Consider the following 24,683-nt stretch of genomic DNA (forward strand, 5'->3'; position numbering starts at 1 on the left):
TGTGGACAGCGCAAAAGTACAACAGTTATTAGAAGAAGCACTAAACCTTCAAGAAGTGCATGTGAAAGGTGAAGGTAGCCACTATGAAGTGGTTGCTGTTGATGCTTGCTTTGATGGAATGAGCCGCGTCAAGAAGCAACAATTAATTTATGCTCCTCTGATGGAATACATCCAGCGTAATGACATTCATGCATTATCAATTAAAGCGTTCACACCAGAAGAGTGGGCTCGTGATAAGAAACTGATGTCGCTTTAAGGTTTATTGATGGAAAAGTTTCGAGTTATTGGGTCAGACAAACCGTTAGTCGGTGAGGTGACCATTTCAGGTGCAAAAAACGCAGCACTGCCGATTTTATTTGCGTCTATTTTGGCTGAAGAGCCAGTAGAAGTGGCTAACGTGCCTCACCTTCGTGATATTGATACAACCATGGAATTGCTTAAGCGTTTAGGCGCTAAAGTAGACCGTAACGGTTCGGTTCACGTCGATCCAAGCAGCATCAATGAATACTGTGCACCTTATGATTTGGTGAAAACCATGCGTGCTTCAATCTGGGCTTTAGGCCCTCTAGTTGCGCGTTTTGGCCAAGGTCAGGTTTCTTTACCTGGTGGTTGTGCGATCGGTGCTCGTCCGGTTGATCTACACATTACGGGTCTAGAACAACTAGGCGCAACCATCATTTTAGAAGATGGTTACGTAAAAGCAGAAGTCGATGGTCGCCTGAAGGGCGCGCATATCGTGATGGATAAAGTGAGCGTAGGCGCCACTATTACTGTTATGTGTGCGGCGACACTTGCTGAAGGCAAAACTACACTAGATAACGCCGCTCGTGAACCTGAGATTGTGGACACGGCGGAGTTCCTAAACAAACTGGGTGCAAAAATCACTGGCGCTGGCACTGATACCATCACGATTGAAGGTGTTGAACGTCTTGGCGGTTGTAAGCACAGTGTGGTTGCTGATCGTATTGAAACGGGAACATTCCTCGTTGCTGCAGCGGTATCTGGCGGTAAAGTTGTGTGTCGCAATACCAACGCACATTTGCTTGAAGCTGTTCTAGCGAAGCTAGAAGAGGCGGGCGCTTTGGTCGAAACCGGTGAAGACTGGATTTCTGTGGATATGACTGATCGTGAGCTAAAAGCCGTGACTGTTCGTACTGCTCCGCACCCGGGTTTCCCAACAGACATGCAAGCGCAGTTCACACTATTGAACATGATGGCGAAAGGCGGCGGCGTAATCACGGAAACCATTTTTGAAAACCGTTTTATGCACGTTCCGGAACTGATGCGCATGGGCGCTAAAGCAGAGATCGAAGGCAACACAGTTATCTGTGGTGACGTGGAATCTTTGAGCGCTGCACAAGTAATGGCAACGGACTTACGTGCTTCTGCAAGTCTGGTTATTGCTGGTTGTATTGCGAAAGGCGAAACCATCGTCGATCGTATCTACCACATCGACCGTGGTTACGACAAAATTGAAAATAAACTGGCTGCACTTGGCGCAAATATTGAGCGCGTGAGCGTGACAAGTTAAACTGCACAGCAGATGATTTGGATATGAAGAGCCGAAACTCAGGTTTCGGCTTTTTTATATCACTCTCTTTTCCAAAGTAGAGAGTTAATAGCTGTATCTGGCAGAAGCCGGTTTCTGGAGAATAAGAATGATTGCACTGTTACGTGTATTTGCTATCGCAATTTTCGCTATTGTGATGTTTGTTGGTGGTTGTGGTTACTGCCTGTTAAGTCCACGAAACCCTAAACACGTATTCACGTTTGGCCGTCTGTTTGCCAAGATGTCACGTGTTTTTGGGGTGAAACTTGAACTTCGTCTTCCTGAAGATGCTTACTCTCGTGGTCAACATATCTATATTGCAAACCACCAAAACAACTGGGACATGTTTACTGTTTCTGCAGCAGTTACGCCAAAGGTGGTTACGGTCGGTAAAAAAAGCCTGGCGTGGATGCCTTTATTCGGCCAGCTTTACTGGTTGACGGGTAACATTCTGATTGACCGTGCTAACCGCTCAAAAGCGAAAGGCACGATTGATCAGGTAGTAAATAGCATGAAAGAGAGTGACGTGTCGGTGTGGATGTTCCCTGAAGGTACGCGTTCTCGTGGTCGTGGTTTGTTGCCATTTAAAACCGGTGCATTTCATGCTGCGATTGGTGCACAGGTGCCAATTATTCCTATTGTTTGTAGTTCTACTGACAAACTGAAACTGAATCGCTGGAATAACGGTCACGTCATTGTGGAAATGCTGCCACCAGTGAGCACAGAAGGCTGTACCAAGGAAGGTATTCGTCAATTAGCGAACACTTGCCGTGAGCAGATGAAAGAGAAGCTGCAACAGTTGGATGAAGAAGTGAAACAGCGTAACGCGGCTTAATCGTCCAAATATAAGCATATAAAAATGGGTAGCTCAGGCTACCCATTTTTTATCTGTGTCATTCCGAGGAGCCTTAGCGACATCAGGAATCTACGAACATCAAACTCGTTGCAGGAATGAACACTTTCAACACCGCCACTCTCGGTAAGCAGATCCTGAATCACGCTCCTTCGTCGCTGTTCAGGAAGACGGAGTGTTTGAATTCAGCAAGCTGTATCGTCGTATTTGGCGTTCTAACTCACAGGTTCGAGGTATTATTTGCGAACCGCGATAGCTTCGATTTCGATACCAACATCTTTAGGCAGGCGAGCAACTTCAACACAAGAGCGAGCAGGGTAGTTTGCTACTTGGTGCTCGTCGAAGAATTTGCCGTACACTTCGTTCACTGTGCCGAAGTCGTTTAGGTCTTTAACGAAAACTGTTAACTTCACGATATCTGTTACTGTAAGACCTGAAGACTCAACGACAGCTTTTACGTTTTCTAGAGACTGACGCGCTTGTTCTGCGATATCCGCAGATACTTCACCTGTTGCAGGGTTAACAGGGATTTGGCCAGAAGTAAGAACCATGTTGCCAAGATCTACGCCTTGTACGTAAGGGCCGATTGCTGCTGGTGCTGATTCCGTGTGAAGTACTTTTGTCATTTTATTTGTTCCATCTGTTTTAGCGAATAAAGAGTTTCAGTGTGCCTCTAAATCTATGGCAGGTAAAGAGCAAAATGCCCTGTAAATACAGGGCATTTGAACTTATTAGAGGTCTGAAATGTTCCGTCGATTATCGCTCGGTAACGATCTCTCTTGAGAATACTTTTTCACAGTATTTACACTTCAGGCGAATCTCTTCTTTCTTCTCAAATACCTTGAAGCTGCTTTCTACAGGTTCGTTGTGAGAAATACAGTTTGAGTTAGGGCATTCAAAGACATCGTTGATTCTTTCTGGCAGCTCTAACGCGAGCTTTTTCACTACTTGGTAGTTCTCGATTTGGTTCACCGTTGCGTGTGGAGCATACAGTGCCAACTTACTCGCCTGCTCTTCGTTGATGAAGACATTTTCAATTTTCAGCAAATCTTTATGACCCAGCGCTGACGACGGTAAATTAAGGCCGATGGTCACTTTCTGAGACGAGTTGTGCATATCGAACAACTTCAGCACTTTGATGCCGATTTGTGCCGGGATGTGATCGATGACGGTACCGTTTTTGATTGCTTCTACCTGCAATTGAGTTTCTTTAGCCATGTTTATTCTCCTCGATTACAGTGTTTCGTTTAGAACCAGTGCCAACAATGCCTGACGGGCGTAGACACCGTTCTGAGCTTGCTGGAAGTAGTAAGCGTGTGGCGTTTTATCAACGTCAGTGGTGATTTCATCCACTCGTGGTAGTGGGTGTAGTACTTTTAGATTTTCACGCGCGCCTTCTAGCATTGCTGCTGTCAGGATATAAGCTGATTTGATGTGTGCGTATTCTGACTCATCAAAACGCTCTTTCTGTACGCGGGTCATGTACAGGATGTCTAGATCAGGAATGACGGTTTCCATGTCGGTATGCAGGCTGTATTCAATGCCAGCTTCATCGAGTTCTTCACAGAGGTAGTCAGGCATCGCCAGTGCTTCTGGAGCAACAAAGAAGAAGCGAACATTATTGAACTTCGCCAGAGCCTGAGTCAGTGAGTGTACGGTGCGGCCGTATTTTAAGTCACCAACGAAAGCCACATTAAGGTTATCTAAGCGGCCTTGCGTTTCTGCGATGGTATAAAGGTCTAGCAGAGTTTGAGTTGGATGCTGGTTTGCACCGTCACCAGCGTTAATCACCGGTACGCCGTTTGAAAACTCAGAAGCCAGACGTGCCGCGCCTTCCTGAGGGTGGCGCATAACAAAAGCGTCTACATACGAAGAAATAACTTGCACAGAATCAGAAAGCGTTTCGCCTTTCTTCGCCAGAGAAGTATTTCCATCATTATCAAAACCAATGACGTCACCGCCCACGCGTTGAATTGCTGTCTCAAACGACAGGCGTGTGCGTGTTGATGGCTCAAAGAAACAGCTCGCAACGACTTTATTTTTAATCAGTTCTGGTTGAGGTTCCTTTTTCAGGCTACCTGCTGTTGCGACAATAAGTTCCAGCTCTTCACGTGAAAGCTCTGGAATAGAGATGATGTGCTTCTGGTAAAGCGAGTTCGCCATGATCTTCTTCCCTATAACAGTGATGACTATCTCCAAAATTAACATTGAGGAATTTTGGACATAAAAAAACCTCCCAAATGGGGAGGTTTAAAAATCGATAGAATTAACGAAAATAACACCACGCAAGCGTAGTCGCTTAGTTAGAGCAAATCGCGTTGTTACGGCAGCAATCAGCGTGGTCATTTCTTAATCCTCAGACAAATTGCCGAGCATTATACGCCTAACTTTTACTAGTGCAAGCGATTACATCATGGTTTTTGTTACTAAAATCCGTTAACTTCCCAGCGTTGCCACCATCACGGCTTTGATCGTGTGCATGCGGTTTTCTGCTTCATCGAAGACGATAGAATATTCAGACTCAAACACGTCTTCTGTCACTTCCAAACCTTTCATGCCGTATTTCTCAGCCACTTCTTTACCAACGGTGGTTTCATCATTGTGGAACGCAGGTAGACAGTGCATAAACTTCACATGCGGATTGCCGGTCTGTTTAATCACATCCATATTGATTTGGTAAGGCTTCATTAGGGCAACACGTTCATCCCAAGCTTCTGCAGATTCACCCATCGATACCCAAACATCGGTATACAAGAAATCACAGCCCTTAACGCCTTCTTCAACGTTTTCGGTTAGCGTGATCTTAGCACCTGTTTGCTGCGCAATTTCCTGACATGTGGCAACAAGCTCTTCTTCCGGCCAGAATGCTTTTGGCGCAATCAAACGAATATCCATGCCCATTTTAGCCGCACCGACCATCAGTGAGTTACCCATGTTATTGCGAGCGTCACCTAAGTAGGCAAAAGTGATGTTATGCAGTTGCTTTCCACGTCCATGCTCTTGCATGGTTAGGAAGTCTGCGAGGATTTGCGTCGGATGGAATTCATCCGTTAGACCATTCCATACCGGTACACCAGCATAAGCACCAAGATCTTCCACGATCGCCTGACCAAAACCACGGTATTCGATACCATCATACATACGGCCCAATACGCGCGCGGTATCTTTCATCGATTCTTTATGGCCAATTTGAGATCCAGAAGGACCAATGTAAGAGACTTGAGCGCCCTGATCAAAAGCCGCAACTTCGAACGCACATCGGGTTCGAGTAGAAGATTTCTCAAAGATGAGTGCGATATTTTTACCTTGGAGTGTCTTCTGCTCTGTTCCTGCATATTTGGCTTTTTTCAGCTCTGCAGACAGTTCGAGCAAGAACTGGATTTCTTTGCTTGAGAAATCTAATAGCTTCAAAAAGTTGCGATTTCGTAAATTGAAAGCCATAGCTCGTCCCTTTGTACGTGTGATTGATTTTGAATCACTGCATTAAAACATATAAATGCTTTTATTGTGAATAATTATTTTAATTAAAAACTAAAAAAGGTTGATGTATTCACATCAACCTTAGTTTTTATTCACTGGTAAGGAAAGCGATTAGATATCGTCTCTTTCGATTGGACAGCTCATACAGCGAGCACCACCACGGCCACGACCTAACTCGTTACCTGGTACCGTCAATACTTGAATGCCGGCTTTATCGTACTTCTCGTTGGTGTAGACGTTACGTTCGTAACCAATCACCACACCTGGTTTCACCGTCAGTACGTTGTTGGCATCATTCCACTGTTCACGCTCTGCTTCGTAGCTGTCACCGCCGGTTGTGATTATTTTCAGCTGATCTAAGCCAAGTGCTGATTCAATCGCATGCAGGTAGTTGTGCGATGCTTCAACATTCATTTCACCGTCAGTGCCTTTCGGAGTCAGACGCCATGTATCCAGATCTTTACGCATGATCTCTGGGTAGACTGAAAAAGTATCGACGTCCATGTGTGTCATGACCGTATCCAGGTGCATACATGAACGGTGTTTAGGGAGATCAATCGCAATCACTTCTGTTGCCTGACCCGCTTTAAACAGGTTAGCAGCCAGGTTTTCTACACCTTGCGCTGTGGTACGTTCAGACATACCTACCAGAACTGCGCCTTTACCGATAACCAGAACGTCACCACCTTCAACGTTAGCGTTATCGTAGTGTAGGTCTTCATCGCCAAAGTATTTAATGAAGTCCTGGCCGGCAAAGATTGGGTGCCAGCGATAAATGGCGCGCAAGTGGTTTGTTTCGCGTTGACGTGCAGGCATCATCATTGGGTTTAGGGAAACACCGCCGTAGACCCAGCAAGATGTATCGCGGGTAAATAGATGGTTTGGCAATGGTTCAATAACGAAGTCTAGAGGGCGACGCATCTTCGGTAGCATAGAAGATGATTTGATTGGCAGCTCAGAGTAGGCCAACCCACCCAGCAAGACTGATGCTAGGTGCTCATTGTCCATTTCTGCAAAATACACACGAAGATCGCGGGCAAAGGTTGGGCCGTAGCGGAAGTCAGAAATCTGAGTATCCAATAGCCACTTTTTCGCTTCTGGAACCGCGAGGGTTTCGACGAGTAAATCGTGAAGTAGAAGTACTTCTACATCTTGGTCGCGTAAAGTACGAGCGAAAGCATCATGCTCTTCACCTGCCGCTTCTACCGCAAGAACATCATCAAACAATAACTCATGACAGTTAGATGGTGTTAAGTGGGTTAGGGCGCGCTCAGGGCGATTTAATAGAACTCGTCTTAGTTGACCAACTTCTGATCCAACGTACAGCTTACTCATTTTGTATCCTTACAGATTATCCAGCGGTTATTTATGACAATCTTATGGATAAGATGCAAGTTAGTTGGCTTCGGTAATGTTTTGATATATTCAGTATTGTTAATTAAAAGCTCTGTAGGGTTTCTTTAATTCAAATAAAAATAGTTTTTTGTATTGTTTTTGTGCTTTTGGGTAAAGTGCGTTTTTATTCTTTTTAGTCCGACTGAGTATATTACATGCTTAGTGCATAAAATGTGCATATTCATTCCAAAATATGCATTTTTTAGTTTTCTTTATTCGCTGAGTAGAGAATATAAGGCGTTTCTGTATTCAATAATGAACCATAAACACGCATTGAGGGTGGGTTTGTCCCCTGATTCTGCTAATTAGGATCTTCTGAATATTACAAAATAGCATTTCTTGTTAACTTTTTGTGACCTTGTGAGAAGGGTTTAATATTTATCAGAGAATAATTGACAACAATCACTGTGGTTTGGTGTTTGTTAGTGGCTTTTCGTCGCAATCCGTGCCATATTTCACCGGATCGTTTCCACCAAGTAACTAATCTGGAGCCAAAACATGTCTCACGAAGATGAATATCTATCAGTAGAACAATTAATTGAGATTCAAAAGGAAGAGACTCGCGATATCATAGCTGCATTGTTAGAAGATGGCAGCGATCCAGATTCACTCTATGAAATTGAGCATCACCTGTTTGCAGAAGATTTCGATACGCTAGAAAAAGCGGTGGTTGAAGCATTTAAGATGGGCTTTGAAGTCCTTGAAGCAGAAGAAACAGAAGACGAAGACGGCAATAAACTACTTTGCTGCGATGCGACCATGGAGTCCGCACTCGATGCCGAAGCAATTGATGCTCAAGTTGAGAAGCTGGTTCACCTTGCTGAAAAGTACGATATTATTTATGACGGTTGGGGTACGTATTACGAGGGCGAAGACGCTCTATACTCTGACGAAGAAGATGAAGACGAAGAATAGTCTCTCCTTGATTAAAAAAACCAGCGTATTTCGCTGGTTTTTTTATGTCTAACAATTGATAACGGTAAGCTATGAAACTAATTCACATTGAGCTTGTGTGGTTTTTTTACCATAATGCGTAGAAAATTGATCTAGCTCAAGGTGTATATGCAAAAGTCACTCGCCGGTTTATGGCAAGTCTCTCCACTTACGGACCTATCTATCCCTCAGGATGACATCACTTTTCCTGCTCCATTAAGTCAGGTACTTCCCGACGAGTTGTCAGAAGAAGCAATCCGTCAACAAGAATGGCACCTCATGCATGATATTGAAGTGGATGAGTCGATGCTCGCATTTCCCGCTGTCGATATGATACTAGGTGGTATCGACTACTATGCCGAAGTGCGCTTAAACGGTGTCGCACTGTTTGACTGTGATGGTACCCAGAATGTGTACAAGAAAGACATTCGCCCGTTCATGCAGATGGGACGTAATCGCTTTGAGATTTTATTCTTAGAGGAAGAAGAAGACTTACTGCTTGAGGAAGATCGGCCAGAGTTGTGTTCTCTTACTGATCAAGAGTATAAGAAAAGCGACGATCGAATCGGTGTGTGGCAGGAGCCTTACCTGCAGTTTATTCGCAATGTTCGTTTAGAGCGCGTTGCTACGGAGCAGATCTGGCACTATGGTGGGGGTTGTGAGTTTAAAGTCGACCTTTATTACCAGACATTCGCACCGGGCCTGGTTTCTGCATCGGTCAAATTCAACGGTATGACTTACCATATTCCAATTGATGTGCGTGCTGAGCATGCTAGCGCCTTGTTCCAGATCGAAGCGCCAAAATACGCTGATCTCAACAACCCAAATCCAAGCGATCTTTACCAATTATCGGTAGAGCTAGATGGGCAACGCCAAGATTTTTCAGTGGCATTAAGCCAGGATCTTTGTGTTACCCACTTAGTACTCTAAAATTGGGTGTGCTTAAAGTCCTACAGCGATTTGAGCATCACGACTTCACACGCATCATGCCCTGTTTGTCCAAGCGGGGCATCTAAATGCTCAAATCCCAACTTCTCATACAAACCAATGGCTTCTTTTAAGCACTCGGTGGTTTCCAAATAGCACTTCTGATAACCAAGTTGCTTTGCTAATTGCAGACTCAGAGCCACAATACGTTTGGCCAGCCCGTGTCCACGAGTTTGTGGCAAGAAGTACATCTTTTGTAGCTCGCACACGTTAGGTTCTCCTGCCAGTGGCGCAAAACCTCCACCACCAACGATCGCACCATTATGCTCAATCACCCAATAAGCGGCACCTTGTTGGCTGTAGACAGAATACATGTCATCAAGCGTTGGGTCTGCCACGCCATAGCCTTTGTCAGCGGTGAGCCCATACTCTGCTGAGACCTGACGAATGACGCTTGCTATGTTTGGATTATCTTCTGGTGTGAGAGAGCGGAGAGTGAAGTGTGCTACTTGTTCCATGCTTTGCCTACAAAAATGAGCCCTTAAGGACTCAATATATTGCGGTTAGGCATGTCGATGCAAACCAAAGTGAGATGAAGGTGTTTGGTTTGCAGATTTACGTAACCAAACTTTCTCATGGAAGTAGTACGCCACCGTGTTTATAGATGGCTCTAGCATCGCCATGACTCCACCGATAAACGCATCACCAGTGAGTATGTAAACCACAGTGAAGGCAACGCTAAAGTGCACGGTTGCGAAGCTGGCGGTTTTTAGTTTGGTCATTGACTGACGAGCTTTAAGAGCAGGAATACGAGCCCATGCTTTTTCATGAAAGTAGAAAGCTACCGTATTGACTGATGGCTCAATCATGGCAATTAAGCTACCAATTAAGATGTCGCCAGTCAGTACGTAAGCGACACTAAAGGCGATAGTAAAATGTAGTGATGCGAAAGTTAGTGTCTTTTTCATGATAATTACTCATCGTGTTTGTTTCGATGAGTTTATTATCGATAATAATTCTCATTTTCTCTAATGGTTGGTGAGTATTAATTCAATAGGGGAAAGCTATCAATGAGCCTTTTTAAGGCGGGTAGATCTTAAGGATGAGTAGATACAAAAAAGGTTGGTCATGAAGACCAACCTTTCTGATTGAAGCTGAGAAGCGCTTGGCTTCTGTTTTGCTTTAGCGATTAAAGCGCTGCAATCGTGGTTTTTTGCTCTTCTAGCTTAGCGAGTGTCTCTTTGTAGCCTTCAAGCTTTTCACGCTCTTTAGCAACAACCGCTTCAGGTGCTTTCGCTACGAAGCCTTCGTTACCAAGTTTGCCTTCAATACGCTTGATCTCGCCGTGCGTTTTCTTGATTTCGCCATCAAGACGCGTAAGTTCTGCGTCTTTGTCGATCAGACCCGCCATTGGGATCATCAGCTCAGATTTACCAACTAATGCTGTTGCACACGCTGGTGTTTCTTCGCCAGCTTCAAGAACACGTACTGCTTCCAGTTTGGCCAGAGACATCAGTACTTGCTTGCTTGCTTCCAGACGAGACGCGTCTTCTTCGCTTGCTGCTTTTAGCATCACATCAAGCGGTTTACCCGGGTTGATGTCGTACTCAGCACGTAGGTTACGGATGCTGGTAATGAACGCTTTCACCCACTCGATGTCGTCTAGCGCTTCTTGATGGAAGTTCGCTTCGTCGAATTGAGGTAGAGCTTGAAGCATGATAGTGCTTTCTGATGAATTAGTACCTTCAACACCGTCAACAATAGGCTTGATGCTTTGCCAGATAGTCTCTGTGATGTAAGGAATCACTGGGTGAGCCAGGCGTAGTGTCTTCTCAAGAACCGTGATTAGCGTACGACGAGTACCACGTTGCTGCGCTTCTGTGCCTTTCCATAGAACAGGTTTCGTTAGCTCCAGGTACCAGTCACAGAATTGGTTCCAGATGAATTCGTAAAGCGTGTTCGACGCCATATCCAGACGGAAGTTGTCGATATGGTTGTTGAACGCTTTCGCTGCTAGTTCAAACTGAGACTCGATCCACTTGTCCGCTAGTGAGTATTCAATGTCACCACCGTTGAAGCCACAATCTTGCTCTTCTGTGTTCATCATTACGTAACGGCTAGCGTTCCATAGTTTGTTACAGAAGTTACGGTAACCTTCAAGACGCTTCATATCCCAGTTGATATCGCGGCCTGTTGATGCCATTGCTGCAAGGGTGAAACGCAGTGCGTCTGTACCGTATGCTTCGATACCGTTTTCAAACGTCTTACGCGTGTTTTTCTCGATCTTCTTCGCTAGCTGAGGTTGCATCATGTTGCCAGTGCGCTTCTCAACCAGAGACTCTAGGTCGATACCATCGATCATGTCGATTGGGTCAAGCACGTTACCTTTCGACTTAGACATCTTGTCGCCGTTTTCGTCACGGATCAGACCGGTAACGTAAACGGTTTTGAAAGGTACTTGTGGCTTGCCGTCTTCGTCTTTCACGAAGTGCATGGTCATCATGATCATGCGCGCAACCCAGAAGAAGATGATGTCGAAACCTGTTACCAGTACGTCTGAAGGGTGGAACACTTTCAGATCGTCAGTTTGCTCTGGCCAACCTTGCGTGCCGAACGTCCAAAGAGCAGAAGAGAACCAGGTATCCAGTACGTCTTCGTCCTGGTGCAGCTCAATCACTGACTCTAGGTTGTTGTTGCTACGAACTTCTTCTTCAGTGCGACCTACATAAACATTGCCCTGGTTGTCGTACCAAGCTGGGATACGGTGGCCCCACCATAGCTGACGAGAGATACACCAGTCTTGAACGTCACGCATCCAAGAGAAGTACATGTTTTCGTATTGCTTAGGCACGAACTGGATGTCGCCGTTTTCAACGGCTTCAACCGCGGTTTTCGCTAGAGGCGCAGTACGTACGTACCATTGGTCAGTTAGCATTGGTTCGATAACCACGCCACCGCGGTCGCCGTAAGGAACTTGTAGATCGTGATCTTTCACTTCTTCAAGTAGGCCTAGCTCGTCGAATTCAGCAACGACAGCTTTGCGCGCAGCAAAACGCTCCATGCCATGGTATTTAGCTGGAAGCTCTGTGCTGTATGCGTCGCTTGCTTCGCCGTTGGTGTTGAATACTTCTGCTGCGTCACGGATGTTGGCGTCAAAAGTCAGAATGTTGATCATTGGTAGCTGGTGGCGCTTACCAACTTCGTAGTCATTGAAATCGTGCGCAGGTGTGATTTTCACACAACCAGTGCCTTTCTCCATATCCGCGTGCTCATCACCCACGATAGGGATGCGACGGTCAACGATAGGAAGAATGATTTCTTTACCGATAAGATCTTTGTAACGTGGATCTTCTGGGTTTACAGCAACACCGGTATCACCAAGTACGGTTTCCGGACGAGTGGTTGCAACGACGATGTAATCTTTACCGTCAGCCGTTTTTGCACCATCCGCTAGTGGATAGCGGAAATGCCACATGTTGCCTTTAGTGTCTTTGTTTTCTACTTCTAGATCTGAGATTGCTGTGTGTAGCTTTGGATCCCAGTTAACCAGACGCTTACCACGGTAGATTAAGTCATCTTCGTACAGACGAACAAAAACTTCCTGTACCGAGTTAGACAGGCCATCATCCATCGTAAAGCGTTCACGATCCCAGTCTACTGACGTGCCAAGACGACGTAGCTGTTTAGTGATGGTGCCACCAGATTCACCTTTCCATTCCCAGATTTTGTCAATGAAAGCTTCACGACCGTAATCGTTTTTGGTTTTGCCTTCTTCTGCCGCGATCTTGCGCTCAACAACCATCTGAGTTGCGATACCAGCGTGGTCAGTACCTACTTGCCAAAGGGTGTTTTTACCCTTCATACGTTCACAACGGATAAGCGTATCCATGATCGTATCTTGGAACGCGTGGCCCATGTGTAGGCTACCAGTGACGTTCGGTGGCGGGATCATGATGCTGTATGATTCTTTAGTAGTGTCACCGTGTGGCTTGAAGTAGCCTTTCTCTTCCCAAGTCTGATACAGAGCTTGTTCGATTGAAGTTGGGTTATATGTCTTTTCCATAGCGCTCATTTTTCCTCGTCATATTTGGCCTGAGTGTGGCTTTAACTGCCTTAATCGAAGCTCAACTATTTAGAGGTTTGATTCTGGTTAATGGTAAATCTTAGTCAATCTCTATAAGTGAACTCTCTAAAGAGAGAGCTTAACTATAAGGATTGACCCTTAAGGATATTGAATTTCTATCGTCTGCAGTTGGTAGCCTGCTTGTCGGTAAATTTTATATCTTTCTCTTGCGAGCTGTTTAGCTTTTTCTTCGCAGGGCACGAAGTCTACCACTTGAGCAAACTTGTTCGCAAAGGTTGTCTCATTTTCCGCCAAATTAATTACTAATTGGCGATTCCAAGACGGCTTTACACCATGATGGCCAATTTCAATGTTGGTGGCGTATTTAGGGCCTTCACCTACGAGATTGTGTGCCATGAACTTGTCAGCATCAATTTGCCAGAAAGCTTCAGCGAGCTGCTCGGCATGCATTTTGTCGTTGCAGTTCAGATATACTTTAGCGCCTTGGCGGGCAAAGTGCTGAGCCAAAAATACCACGTACTCTTCAAAGCCTGTGGGCTGCGCTTGTGGGCTGTCTTCTTTGATGATGTAGAAAGTTGCGGTTTGCATCATTTCTCTCGCTTGGTTCTGAACTCACCTAAATCACTCTTGTTATAAAGAATATGGCGATAATAAAAAAAGGGCCTTGCGGCCCTTTTCGATCTAGTTCAGAAATTATTCTTCTGTCTCTTGGCCGCTGCGGTTCAAAAGGAATTGGACAAGCATTGAGACAGGACGGCCTGTTGAGCCTTTCGCTGCACCTGATTTCCAAGCAGTACCTGCGATGTCTAAGTGTGCCCAGTTGTACTTCTTGGCAAATTTTGACAAGAAACAACCAGCAGTGATAGTACCAGCAGGGCGACCGCCGATGTTTTGCATGTCAGCAAATGGGCTCTTCAACTGCTCGTGATACTCGTCTGCCATAGGTAGGCGCCAAGCGCGGTCACTTGCTTGCTCAGAAGCGTTTACCAGCTCATGAGATAGCGGGTTGTGGTTCGAGATAACGCCGCTGATGTGGTGACCAAGTGCGATAACACAAGCACCCGTTAGCGTTGCAACGTCTACCACACAATCTGGCTCGAAACGCTCTACATAAGTTAGCGCGTCACATAGAACCAAGCGGCCTTCCGCGTCAGTATTAAGTACTTCAACGGTTTGACCAGACATCGTTGTTAAAATATCACCTGGACGGTAAGCGTTGCTACCCGGCATGTTTTCACAGCCAGCCAGAACACCAATCACGTTAATAGGCAGGTTTAGTTTCGCTAACGCTTTCATTGTACCGAATACAGATGCCGCACCACACATGTCGTACTTCATCTCATCCATACCTTCACCAGGTTTTAGTGAGATACCGCCTGAATCGAACGTTAGGCCTTTACCAACCAGTACGATCGGTTTTGCATCTGAGTCAGGGTTACCCTTGTACTCGATGATTGACATCATAGATTCGTTCTTCGAACCACGACCTACCGCCAAGTATGATGTCATACCCAGTTTTTCCATTTCTTGCTCACCAATGATTTTGGTGGTCACGGTTTCGTAATCATCAGCTAGACGACGAGCTTGCGACGCAAGGTATGCTGGATTTGCTACGTTTGGTGGCATGTTGCCAAGGTCTTTTGACGCTTTGACGCCAGAAGCAATAGCAAGACCATGAGTGATCGCTTTTTCACCCAGGCTCAATTCACGGCGCGTTGGTACGTTGAAAACTAGCTTACGCAGTGGGCGGCGAGTTTCTGGTTTAACGCTCTTGAACTGGTTAAATGTGTACAGACCATCTTTAGTCGCTTCAACCGCCTGGCGCACTTTCCAGTAAGTGTCGCGGCCTTTAACGTGCAGCTCAGTCAGAAAACACACGGCTTCCATAGAGCCTGTTTCGTTAAGTGTGCTGATCGTCTTTTGAATGATTTCCTTGTACTGGCGCTCGCCAAGCTCACGTTCTTTACCACAACCGACAAGTAAAACGCGTTCTGACAACACTCCTGGTACTTGATGCAGTAGTAGCATCTGACCTGGTTTACCCTCTAGATCACCACGACGAAGTAGTGAACTGATGTAACCGTCACTGATTTTATCAAGTTGTTCGGCTACTGGAGAAAGGCGACGTGGTTCAAACACACCAACAACGATACATGCGCTACGTTGTTTCTCTGGACTGCCACTTTTTACACTGAACTCCATGCGTACTCCTACATCCTGAAGACAAATTGCTCTAAATGTTAGATAATGATCGCTTACTTGTTGAATTTTAGCTCCAGGCTTACATGCAGAGCTAATTAAGCGACTAACATTTAGTTTATAATTTTTCAAAAAATAAATGGTTCAACGGGAAACTATAGTGATTCGACCAAAAAAACAAGTTTTGTATAGGTAATTTCAGCGTGATTATTGTTAGATATTTGATCCGCGAAACACTCAAGAGTCAATTTGCGATCTTTTTCGTACTTTTTTTGGTGTTTCTGAGCCAAAAGTTCATCAGTGTTCTCGCAGACGCTTCTGACGGGGATATTCCGGCTGGATTGATCTTCTCGATTGTTGGTTTGAACATGCCAGCAATGGGCTTATTGATGCTGCCGTTGAGTTTGTATATCGGCATATTGATCACTTTTGGTCGTCTGTATGCGGAGAGTGAAATTGTTGTTATGAATGCGACGGGGATCGGAAACAAGTTTTTGGTGCAAGCGGCACTTTACTTGGCTCTGATTACTTCTGCTGTAGCGGCATTTAACGCGCTTTGGTTATCACCATGGTCGCAAGAAAGAGTGGAACAGCTCTACGAGCAGGTTGCGGCTGAAAATAGCGTCGACCTTCTTCAAAAAGGCCAGTTCCAGGGTACGCCAGATGGATCTTCTGTGGTGTTCATCGACGATATTAAAGATAACACGCTGAGTAATGTGTTTGTCGCCCAAATGCGCCCTCGAGATTCTGTTCTGCCTAGCGTGATGTTTTCTTCTTCTGGTGAAGTGAAAGAGCTGTCAGATGGACGACAGATCATCACGATGAAAGAAGGCACGCGCTATGAAGGTGTGCCCACTCGCGTGGAATATATGATCACTAAGTTCGATGAGTACGAAGGGGTGATTGGTCAGCGTGAAGTGAAAAAGAAAGGCAGGGACTGGGAAGCTTACCCAACGGCCGATTTAATTGGTCACCCGGACCCTGAAGCGCAAGCTGAGCTGCAATGGCGAATTTCACTGTTTGTGTGTATTCCATTACTCACGATGTTGGTTATTCCTTTGTCTGCAGTTAACCCGCGTCAGGGGCGATTCGCCAAAATGGGCCCGGCGATTCTGATTTATTTGGCTTATTTCCTGGCGATCAGCGCAACGAAATCGGCACTGGAAGATGGCTCTATACCGACAAACGTTGGAATGTGGCCAATCAATGCGATGTTACTGATAGTCGCTATTTTGGCTAACATGATGGACAGCGTTCCAGCTCGACGAATGAAAGAAAAATTCCGCAAGAAGAGGCTAGCGTAAGCCGTGTTCAAAATCTTAGACCTTTATATCGGTAGAACCATCATTTCGACCACAGCCTTGGTTTTGGCCACCTTTGTTGGCTTGTCTGGCATCATCAAATACGTAGAACAGTTACGTAAAGTTGGCCGAGGTGTGTATGACCTGATGCATGCACTTTACTTTGTACTGTTGAGTATTCCTCGCGACATTGAAATGTTTTTCCCAATGGCGGCACTGCTGGGCGCTTTGATTGGTTTGGGGATGCTGGCATCAAGCTCTGAGCTGGTGGTCATGCAGGCTGCAGGTTTTTCCAAATTGGATATCGGTTTATCCGTATTGAAAACCGCCGTGCCTTTAATGCTTATTGTTATGACGCTTGGCCAGTGGGGCGCGCCTGAAGCTCAAAAGATGGCTCGTGACCTACGCTCCTTTGCAATATCTGGCGGTAGTATTGTGTCCGTCCGAGCCGGAGTTTGGGCTCGGGATGCGAACGATTTTATCTTTATCGGCAAAGTCGAAGACGACAAATTGTATGCGCTGAATATGTGGCGTTTCGATGAGGATAAGAACCTCCAGAAAGTGATCTTTGCTGAAGAAGTGGATTATGAGCAAGACAATAACTGGGTCATGAAAGACGTGCAAATCACCGATATGCAAGGTGAGACTGTGATATCCAAGCAGAGTGTCGACCAGATGGAATGGCAAACGTCACTGGCGCCAGACAAGCTTGCCGTTGTAACGGTTAAGCCAGAAGAGCTGTCACTTAGTGGGCTGTACGATTACGTGACTTACTTGAAAGCATCAGAACAGGATGCTTCACGTTACGAGCTTGCGTTCTGGCGTAAACTGACTCAACCACTCTCCATTGCGGTCATGATGTTGATGGCATTGTCGTTTGTATTTGGTCCGCTGCGTAGCGTGACGATGGGAGCACGGGTGTTGTCTGGGGTAGTCGCTGGCTTTACTTTCTATATTTCCAGTGAGTTTTTCGGACCGTTGACTCTGGTATACGGGATACCTCCTGTGTTTGGCGCATTAGCACCAAGCCTGGTATTCCTCGCTATTGCGGTATCGCTGCTGAGAAGAAAATTGTAAAAATATCAAAGGAAGGCAAATGCCTTCCTTTCTTTGTTTATGATGCTGGTTTTATTGTGCTTTAGGTAACACAACGACTTGAGTTTTTGCCCACATGTCGTGGAAACCGCGCCTCTGCGGATCGATGGGTACCGTCAGGTTGGCTAAACCGAACCCTGAAGTTGCTATACGAATCAGTGCTTGAGTGACGGTGATTGGCGCACCATCTGCTGCGTTACGTACCTGAAGTTTCCAGGCACGCATACCAAGTGTTTGGCCTGCACGAGTCCAGAAGAAAACAAAGAAATAGATCCAAACTACCGCTAAATACAGCGTAAAGATCGGGCTTATCACAGGGTGCTTCGATAACATATCCGCAGCATCCACATATTCCCCATAGCTCAGTAACCCTGCTGCATTGAGTGCAAAGACAATGGCCATAACCACGCCGGCTGCCATCATTTCTATCGCAATGACAATCAACGAGTCATAGACCAAAGCAGCTAATCGACGAAAGAGTCCTGCTGTTGGAAGAGTTGTAGAAGTAGTCATAATTCCATCACTTACCTTAACAAATTGTGCGTCAGAATATAGATTCCCTCCCCATGTGAAAAGAGAGCTAACGCACAGAGTCTCCAATTGTGGCGAAATCCAGCCTTTTACAGCCGTACTTATCGTTGATAGGGGTGGGGATAAGAGAGAATGTATTGGGAGTTTTTCAATTCAGTTCGAATTGTTTTGTTTTTCAGCCATGAAATTTCTGGTCTATTACCTGATGAGAAAGCTGAGAGAGTTGATGTTTTTCGTCTTCGGTATAATGTTGAGACAGTGCAAGCTCTAATGCTTTTTCTGACAGTTTTTGGGCCGGAGAGGCGAAGAGTTTGGGATGCATGCTCGATATCGCTAACAAAGATTTTTGCAAGCGAATCTGAACTTGGAGCTGGGCCGCGCCATCATGTGCTATCGGTAAAAAGATATCATCAAACAGATCCTGGCAGCTTAAAGAGGGAACAAATAAGCGAGGGTAGCGCGTTTTTATTGGTCTTTGTTTTAGTAGATCTCCCCACAGTGAAAGTGCCCTTATAGAGCGCCCGAGTACATCAATGGCGGTACCGTTATCATTGACCGCAGGAGACAACGCTCTTGACGCTATTTCCGCCAGTACGACCAAGCCAAAACGAGGGTCTTGGTCGAAGGAACGCTCAGTTCGAATTGTGAAAGCAGTGCTAACTTCGCTTTCTTCTTCTAGCTCCCCACATAACCAAGCGATGGGTTGCCCTGAGTAAACAAAGTTACCCGGCTGGCGTTCTATGTAAATGGTACATTGGTTCTCTTCTGCAATGCCGTCGAGATGATGCATATCGATATGCTGTAAGTAACCAATTTCTTGGCTGTAAATCGGTTTGCTTCCCCTAGGTTTATGCTCCGGATGACTCCAGGGGTGAGCCCCAAGCCAGGGTTCATTTCCACGCTTGCGAATCGCATCTAGTAGAGCTTGTTCCACCTTTGATGTCGTTTCAGCAACTCTGCCAAGTACCGATAAGTGCTGAATCCAGCGCAGTAGGGTAAGTATGATCATCACGATGACAACCATAGTCACGATGAACAGGTAGATGCGCGCCTGTTCGTGATAAGCACCAACACCAAGCGCAATAATCCCCACCAGACTAAATAAGAATGAACCAAGAAACGTCGCCAGTGCATTTTGCGTTGTGCTGTCTTCCATCAATAACTTGGTGGCTCTTGGTGTCACTCCCGCACTGGCGGCGGTGTAGGCTGAGACCATAATATTGAGCGAAAAGGTAGTTACCGCCAACATTGAGGTCGCCAGAATATTGAGTATGTTATTCAGCAGTTCACTGCTGACGTTAATAGCGGGAGGCAGGACGACGAATTCGTTCAAAACAATCGATATCAGCGCTGTAGCGACCGCAAGCAAGGCGAATAATGACGTCCGAACCCATAGTTTGCGGGTTACCTGTTTTAACAACCACTGCCATTTAGATCCTGTCATTCTCTGACTCCTATCGAACAATAATTCGAAAGTGGATATAAAATTCAAAACGTTAGTATTGTTAAAGCATAGGTTAAATTTTTTGAAGTCTGATTAATGTTTGATGAGTCATAATGACAAAGGCACGTATATCAGCATATTTTCAAACGTACAGATGGTGTGAAGTAGAGAGGTAAAAAATGATTCTAATTACTGGCGCTAGCAGCGGACTTGGGGCTGAGTTGGCTAAGCTTTATGATTCCGATGGTCAGCCAACATACCTTACGGGAAGATGCGAGGGTAAGCTCTCTGAAATCACAGACGGACTGTCTAACAACATTGGTTATCAAGCTTGTGATCTCTCTTTGCATCAAGATGTTGAACAATTATTTGATCAATTACACCAGCCTCCTCAAACAGTGATTCATAGTGCGGGAAGTGGTTATTTTGGGCTGTTGGAAGATCAGGAGCCAGAACAGATTCAAAAGTTGATTAACAACAACCTTAATTCTGCCATTAATGTCTTGCGAGAGTTGGTTAAGCGTTACAAGGAGCACCCAGTAAATGTGGTTGTGATTATGTCGACTGCATCGCAACAGCCGAAAGCTCAGGAGTCCACATACTGTGCAGTTAAGTGGGCGGTAAAAGGGCTGATAGAATCTGTTCGTTTAGAACTGAAGGGCAAACCGATGAAAATTATTGCGGTTTATCCGGGAGGGATGGCGACTGAATTTTGGCAGACCAGTGGTAAGTCATTAGATATCAGTAGTTTTATGCAAGCAGAAGAGGCCGCCCAAATGATTCATAATGCGGTGTCGAGCATCGGTAACGGTTATGTTTCTGATATCACGGTTAACCGATTATAAACGCCATAGATATTGGGAAGATAGCTGTAAACTAGGTTGGCGGAGATAAGATTACGGGGCTCGAACTCTCCTTTGTCACAGTTTGTGGCGAAATTATCAGCAAACGATAGTTATTAAAGGTTTTTCTGCTTGCGCAGGTCAAAAGCTTACGTATAATGCCAAACATCAAAGGGCAATAGCCCAGAGATGCCGGTGTGGTGAAATTGGTATACACGACGGATTCAAAATCCGTTGCCTTCGGGCGTGGCGGTTCAAGTCCGCCCACCGGTACCATATTTTAAGACAGAGCCCCGACGTAAGTCGGGGCTCTGTTGTTTCTGGTGTTTGTGAATTCAAATCCAGCGTGGCGGCTTGGATGCAAGCCCAGTCAAGTCGCCCACCGGTACCATATTTTAAGACAGAGCCTCGACGAAAGTCGGGGCTTTGTTGTTTCTGGTGTTTGTGAATTCAAATCCAGCGTGGCGGCTTGGATGCAAGCCCAGTCAAGTCGCCCACCGGCACCATACATAGAAAGGTCGCTTTTATAGCGGCCTTTCGTCGTTTTAGGTGTTTAAAAATGTTCGATTTTTCAGGTGCTTATCTTAGTTTCCCTTTCTTGTTATCAACGCTTTTCTCGCTCCATTGAACTCTCTTTATCCGCCTTAAAATTTCTCCCATGGTCCATCTATGGTTTATCGCATGACGACTCTGTGCGCAAGGGAATCCCAGTAAATCCAACAAACTACAATGACTGAAACTCAATATTTTGATTAATAATAATTACTTAATTTAGGAGGTTTGGCTTTCTGCCCGAATTGCGCAATAAAGCGGAAATGCGGGCGCGTCTTTTTCATGGAGAATAAATAATTCTGATTTGGTCCGGTCCGTTTCTTTTGCGTAGACTCACATTTAATGATCATAAATTAAAATAAAAACTCAAAAATATTGAAATGATATTTTGTTATATTGAGTATATAGATTGTAACCAGGCCAGTGCGCTTGGAGTGTTGTCTAATAAGATATTAAGGAAAATAAAAATGAAGCGAGCCCTTGTGTCCTGTATGCTTTCTACTGTTGGTTTTATGAGCTTTTCTACACTGGCGGACAGTGTAACTCACACAAACCTATTAATGCCTGAGTATGCGGCGATGTCGATCAAACAACAGATCAAGCAGTTGCCAGAGGCTGCAACTTCATTTGAAAAATGGGTGAGCACTCCTGCATTGGAAGCATTAACTCTGGAACCTATGCATTTTCCTCATGTGAGTTATGAACGCAAAGATCTGAAAGTGCGCGTAGATGGTATATATGCGCTTACGCTTAAGTGGAACTTGTCAACAGAAGATTCAGAGCGTAGAAAATACTTTGAAAAGGCAAGTGAGCTGATCGTATCTATAGCAAAACATATAAGCCCAGGAACGCATACCCCGAACGAATCTATACTTCATAGTGTTTATGAAGCTTATTCATTGTTACGTCCGGAAATGGCGTTAAAAGATACTGAAATAGTTGATAGATGGTTGAGAAGACAGGGAGAGTACTTTAAGAATTATCAGCTAACCGGAACTCTGATCAAGAACAACTGGGAAAACGTACGCATATCCATTTTGTTTAATATTGCTTTAACCCTGGGTGATGAAGAGCTGTACGATTATAGTGTTGGGGCGTTGAAACGTTTTGTAAAAGTTAATATTGAACCAGACGGTAAGACCAATGATTTTACCAATCGTGATGCCCTTACTTACCATGCTTACAACCAGCAATATTATGGTCGTATTCTGCGAGCTGTGAAGATCTATAAAGGCGAAGAAGAGGCACAACACCTGTTTACTTATAAAGAAGAAGGTCACGGCAGTATTAAAGACGCATATGATTTCTGGAAACCTTACTTTACCGAGCCAGAGAAGAATGTGCATATTGAATTTGTTAACACAGGTTGGAAACCGGATCTAAAGCGTGGTGATGCTAATAAGCCTTACAGCCCAACGGGAACTGTTTATGCTATGGCTCATATGATCCCGGTTGATAAGTATGCTTTCACTATGATCCAAAAAGTTATGCCTGGCTCCGAGCCTTACACACTTAGACTAAGTACTTGGCTGAACAATGCTCTGCATACCAAAAAATAATTTGATAGATGCCAAAATATTATGACTAATAAAATTAATGTAATGGTGTAAATTGAAGAAGGGTGATATTTGTAAAAATATCACCCTTCTTTTTATCAAGTCTGTAATTTTCACTGGTAATTATGCTGTCAGGTTATAAGATGCCCTAGGTTCTAGCGTAAAGCTGAATATGCAACTAATAACCTGTAGGTTGAACTTTACTAAATGATAAGCCTTCTGCGGCTCGGTAGAAGGTAAAGTAGTTATATGGCGGATGGATTGGGGGCTATTGATAGTCATTGTTAATGAATTCTATTATAAATTCCTTTAAAATTGTGAGCTTATCTTGAAACCCCAGTTAGTAGTGAACAGTGGCAGCAATTAAACTTACCGTCGATCGCATTCAGCCCGGGTTACATATCCGTCTACCGTTGAAATGGAACGATCACCCATTTTTACTCAATAGCTTTAAAATTAAAGATCAGGAACAGGTTGAGATGATTCGTCACCTCGGCGTGAAGTTTGTGTACTTTAATCCGGATCAGAGTGATTCATTACCGTTACCAGCCAATCAAGATAGAGTGGATAGGGTCAAGAATGATGAGTCGTTGGATTTAGAAACGCAAAAGTTGTGGCAAGAGAAGCAGAAACGTATAGAAAAGCTGAGTGCTTACCGACGCAGAGTGATTCAATGTGAAAAAGAGTTTGAGCGTTCTCTTGCTCGTATGCGTTCTGTAATGATGAAAATTCGTAATCGCCCTGTGACAGCGGTTAATGAAGCAAAGCAGTTAACTGAAGATATCGTTGATAAGCTGATGTGTGACGACAATGTCACGCTGCATCTCATGAATGGCAAAAACGAATATGAAGATATTTACTTTCACTCACTGAATGTTGCGGTTATCGCAATGATGATCGGGCGTGCCAAGGGGTACTCTGCTGATAAATTGAAAGAGCTGTCCTTTGCCGCATTGTTTCACGATATGGGTAAAGTAAAAATTCCAACAGCTATATTAAGAAAGCAAGAACCACTAACGGCTCCCGAAGAGAACTATTTAAAGCTACATACTAAGTATGGTTTGGATCTGGCTAACCAAATAGAGGACTTTCCTGAAACGGCAAAGACAGTTATTGAGCAGCATCATGAGTTAAGAGACGGTTCTGGCTACCCTAAGGGGTTGCAAGGTGATGAGATAAACGAGTTTGCACAAATCATTATTGTCGCAAATGCATTTGATAACTTGTGTCATACGAGAATCACTTCAGAACAAAAGATCCCGTATTCCGCACTTTCCCATCTATATAAGAATTGCAAACATCTATATAAAGAAGAAAACCTCAAATTCCTGATTAAGTTTATGGGCGTCTTCCCTCCGGGAACAGTCGTACAGCTGAGCAATAATATGATTGGGTTAGTTATCTCAGTGAATACTTCGAATCTACTATTCCCTAATGTTTTGGTTTATGACCCTTCAGTACCGAGAACCCAAGCCCCAATACTAGATTTGGTGTCGAAAGATTTAAGGATAGTAAACGCAATCCATCCTTCTAAACTGCCAGAGAATATAAAAGAGTACCTTAATCCTCGTTCTCGAATTTCATACTTCTTCGATACTGACACTTAGTTATCCACAGGGTTTTGTGAGTAATATGTAGAAATCCTGAGTGTTATTTTGGGGTAATTTTAAGGTTGAATGGAAAGTGTCCACTTGGCATGTTTTTTTAGAAAAAATGCATATTTTCTATTGCCAAAGAAATTCTTCTGCCTATAATGCGCATCCACCGACACGGCAGACGCGATAAGGCTTCAGCAGGGTCGGAGAGGTAAAAAGCTTCTACGAAAAAATTAGTTGAAAAAAGTGTTTGACACTAACAACCAAATCGCTAGAATGCACCTCCGCTTTGAGAGAAAAACTTCTCGAAAAGCAAGCTCTTTAACAATATAGACCTATCAATCTGT

General features: G+C 44.7%; 21 protein-coding genes, 1 tRNA gene and 1 pseudogene. 11 read left to right on the forward strand and 12 right to left on the reverse strand.

Annotated features, from left to right (window positions below):
- Window position 1: 1 nt before the first annotated feature.
- The 3 genes from ibaG to OO774_RS02005 all read left to right on the forward strand — a co-directional run bounded on the left by ibaG (window position 2) and on the right by OO774_RS02005 (window position 2,384).
- The gene (gene ibaG, locus OO774_RS01995; protein ID WP_005381092.1) at window positions 2–256 is read left to right on the forward strand and encodes a BolA family iron metabolism protein IbaG; all 255 of its coding nucleotides are present in this window, start codon (window positions 2–4) and stop codon (window positions 254–256) included.
- Between the two features lie 9 nt (window positions 257–265).
- A complete protein-coding gene (murA, locus tag OO774_RS02000; protein ID WP_264904208.1) occupies window positions 266–1,531 on the forward strand; it encodes a UDP-N-acetylglucosamine 1-carboxyvinyltransferase in 1,266 nt (421 codons plus the stop codon).
- 127 nt (window positions 1,532–1,658) lie between these two features.
- On the forward strand, window positions 1,659–2,384 hold the full coding sequence (locus tag OO774_RS02005) for a 1-acylglycerol-3-phosphate O-acyltransferase (RefSeq protein WP_264904210.1): 726 nt from the start codon (window positions 1,659–1,661) through the stop codon (window positions 2,382–2,384).
- A gap of 254 nt (window positions 2,385–2,638) precedes the next feature.
- Here OO774_RS02005 and OO774_RS02010 read toward each other — a convergent pair whose 3' ends face one another.
- The 5 genes from OO774_RS02010 to arcA all read right to left on the reverse strand — a co-directional run bounded on the left by OO774_RS02010 (window position 2,639) and on the right by arcA (window position 7,217).
- Window positions 2,639–3,028: a RidA family protein gene (locus tag OO774_RS02010; protein ID WP_264904212.1), complete on the reverse strand. Its 390-nt coding sequence runs from the start codon at window positions 3,026–3,028 to the stop codon at window positions 2,639–2,641.
- Between the two features lie 130 nt (window positions 3,029–3,158).
- Entirely contained in the window at window positions 3,159–3,620 is a 462-nt protein-coding gene (pyrI, locus tag OO774_RS02015; protein WP_264904213.1) for an aspartate carbamoyltransferase regulatory subunit, read from the reverse strand.
- Window positions 3,621–3,635: 15 nt separating this feature from the next.
- A complete protein-coding gene (gene pyrB, locus OO774_RS02020; RefSeq protein WP_264904215.1) occupies window positions 3,636–4,565 on the reverse strand; it encodes an aspartate carbamoyltransferase in 930 nt (309 codons plus the stop codon).
- A gap of 273 nt (window positions 4,566–4,838) precedes the next feature.
- The gene (locus tag OO774_RS02025; protein WP_264904216.1) at window positions 4,839–5,843 is read right to left on the reverse strand and encodes an ornithine carbamoyltransferase; all 1,005 of its coding nucleotides are present in this window, start codon (window positions 5,841–5,843) and stop codon (window positions 4,839–4,841) included.
- Between the two features lie 150 nt (window positions 5,844–5,993).
- Window positions 5,994–7,217 carry an arginine deiminase gene (gene arcA / locus OO774_RS02030; protein ID WP_237318453.1) on the reverse strand — a complete coding sequence of 408 codons (1,224 nt, stop codon included), beginning with the start codon at window positions 7,215–7,217 and terminating at the stop codon, window positions 5,994–5,996.
- Window positions 7,218–7,775: 558 nt separating this feature from the next.
- On the opposite strand from arcA, the gene rraB reads away from it, so the two are divergent.
- On the forward strand, window positions 7,776–8,192 hold the full coding sequence (gene rraB, locus OO774_RS02035) for a ribonuclease E inhibitor RraB (RefSeq protein ID WP_264904218.1): 417 nt from the start codon (window positions 7,776–7,778) through the stop codon (window positions 8,190–8,192).
- A 147-nt stretch (window positions 8,193–8,339) separates the two neighbouring features.
- A complete protein-coding gene (locus OO774_RS02040) occupies window positions 8,340–9,140 on the forward strand; it encodes a hypothetical protein (RefSeq protein WP_264904220.1) in 801 nt (266 codons plus the stop codon).
- A gap of 20 nt (window positions 9,141–9,160) precedes the next feature.
- Here the strand turns inward: OO774_RS02040 and OO774_RS02045 are convergent.
- The 5 genes and pseudogenes from OO774_RS02045 to pepA form a co-directional block, all read right to left on the reverse strand.
- Window positions 9,161–9,637, reverse strand: a pseudogene (locus OO774_RS02045) (GNAT family N-acetyltransferase); the annotation flags it as partial.
- Window positions 9,638–9,700: 63 nt separating this feature from the next.
- Window positions 9,701–10,105: a DUF2061 domain-containing protein gene (locus tag OO774_RS02050; protein WP_264904224.1), complete on the reverse strand. Its 405-nt coding sequence runs from the start codon at window positions 10,103–10,105 to the stop codon at window positions 9,701–9,703.
- 221 nt (window positions 10,106–10,326) lie between these two features.
- Window positions 10,327–13,200 carry a valine--tRNA ligase gene (locus OO774_RS02055; protein WP_264904226.1) on the reverse strand — a complete coding sequence of 958 codons (2,874 nt, stop codon included), beginning with the start codon at window positions 13,198–13,200 and terminating at the stop codon, window positions 10,327–10,329.
- A 159-nt stretch (window positions 13,201–13,359) separates the two neighbouring features.
- Window positions 13,360–13,809, reverse strand: a complete 450-nt coding sequence (locus tag OO774_RS02060) for a DNA polymerase III subunit chi (RefSeq protein WP_264906041.1) — start codon at window positions 13,807–13,809, stop codon at window positions 13,360–13,362.
- Window positions 13,810–13,914: 105 nt separating this feature from the next.
- Entirely contained in the window at window positions 13,915–15,423 is a 1,509-nt protein-coding gene (gene pepA, locus OO774_RS02065; protein WP_264904227.1) for a leucyl aminopeptidase, read from the reverse strand.
- A gap of 200 nt (window positions 15,424–15,623) precedes the next feature.
- On the opposite strand from pepA, the gene lptF reads away from it, so the two are divergent.
- Together lptF and lptG are read left to right on the forward strand one after the other, a co-directional pair.
- Window positions 15,624–16,724, forward strand: coding sequence for an LPS export ABC transporter permease LptF (gene lptF, locus OO774_RS02070; RefSeq protein ID WP_264904228.1), 1,101 nt, complete (start codon window positions 15,624–15,626; stop codon window positions 16,722–16,724).
- A 3-nt stretch (window positions 16,725–16,727) separates the two neighbouring features.
- The gene (lptG, locus tag OO774_RS02075; protein ID WP_014233052.1) at window positions 16,728–17,798 is read left to right on the forward strand and encodes an LPS export ABC transporter permease LptG; all 1,071 of its coding nucleotides are present in this window, start codon (window positions 16,728–16,730) and stop codon (window positions 17,796–17,798) included.
- 51 nt (window positions 17,799–17,849) lie between these two features.
- Here the strand turns inward: lptG and OO774_RS02080 are convergent, their stop codons facing one another.
- Together OO774_RS02080 and OO774_RS02085 are read right to left on the reverse strand one after the other, a co-directional pair.
- Window positions 17,850–18,329: an RDD family protein gene (locus tag OO774_RS02080; protein ID WP_264904230.1), complete on the reverse strand. Its 480-nt coding sequence runs from the start codon at window positions 18,327–18,329 to the stop codon at window positions 17,850–17,852.
- A gap of 193 nt (window positions 18,330–18,522) precedes the next feature.
- Window positions 18,523–19,791 carry a DUF2254 domain-containing protein gene (locus tag OO774_RS02085; protein ID WP_264904231.1) on the reverse strand — a complete coding sequence of 423 codons (1,269 nt, stop codon included), beginning with the start codon at window positions 19,789–19,791 and terminating at the stop codon, window positions 18,523–18,525.
- A gap of 179 nt (window positions 19,792–19,970) precedes the next feature.
- Here OO774_RS02085 and OO774_RS02090 point away from each other — a divergent pair, with 179 nt between their 5' ends.
- From OO774_RS02090 to OO774_RS02105, 4 genes are all read left to right on the forward strand, one after another.
- On the forward strand, window positions 19,971–20,636 hold the full coding sequence (locus OO774_RS02090; RefSeq protein ID WP_264904233.1) for an SDR family NAD(P)-dependent oxidoreductase: 666 nt from the start codon (window positions 19,971–19,973) through the stop codon (window positions 20,634–20,636).
- A 188-nt stretch (window positions 20,637–20,824) separates the two neighbouring features.
- Window positions 20,825–20,909, forward strand: a tRNA-Leu gene (locus OO774_RS02095).
- A 743-nt stretch (window positions 20,910–21,652) separates the two neighbouring features.
- Window positions 21,653–22,744: an alginate lyase family protein gene (locus tag OO774_RS02100; RefSeq protein ID WP_264904234.1), complete on the forward strand. Its 1,092-nt coding sequence runs from the start codon at window positions 21,653–21,655 to the stop codon at window positions 22,742–22,744.
- A 350-nt stretch (window positions 22,745–23,094) separates the two neighbouring features.
- Window positions 23,095–24,348: an HD-GYP domain-containing protein gene (locus OO774_RS02105; protein WP_264904236.1), complete on the forward strand. Its 1,254-nt coding sequence runs from the start codon at window positions 23,095–23,097 to the stop codon at window positions 24,346–24,348.
- The last annotated feature ends 335 nt before the right edge of the window (window positions 24,349–24,683 follow it).

The organism is Vibrio sp. STUT-A11 (assembly GCF_026000435.1).
Classification (GTDB): Bacteria; Pseudomonadota; Gammaproteobacteria; order Enterobacterales; family Vibrionaceae; genus Vibrio.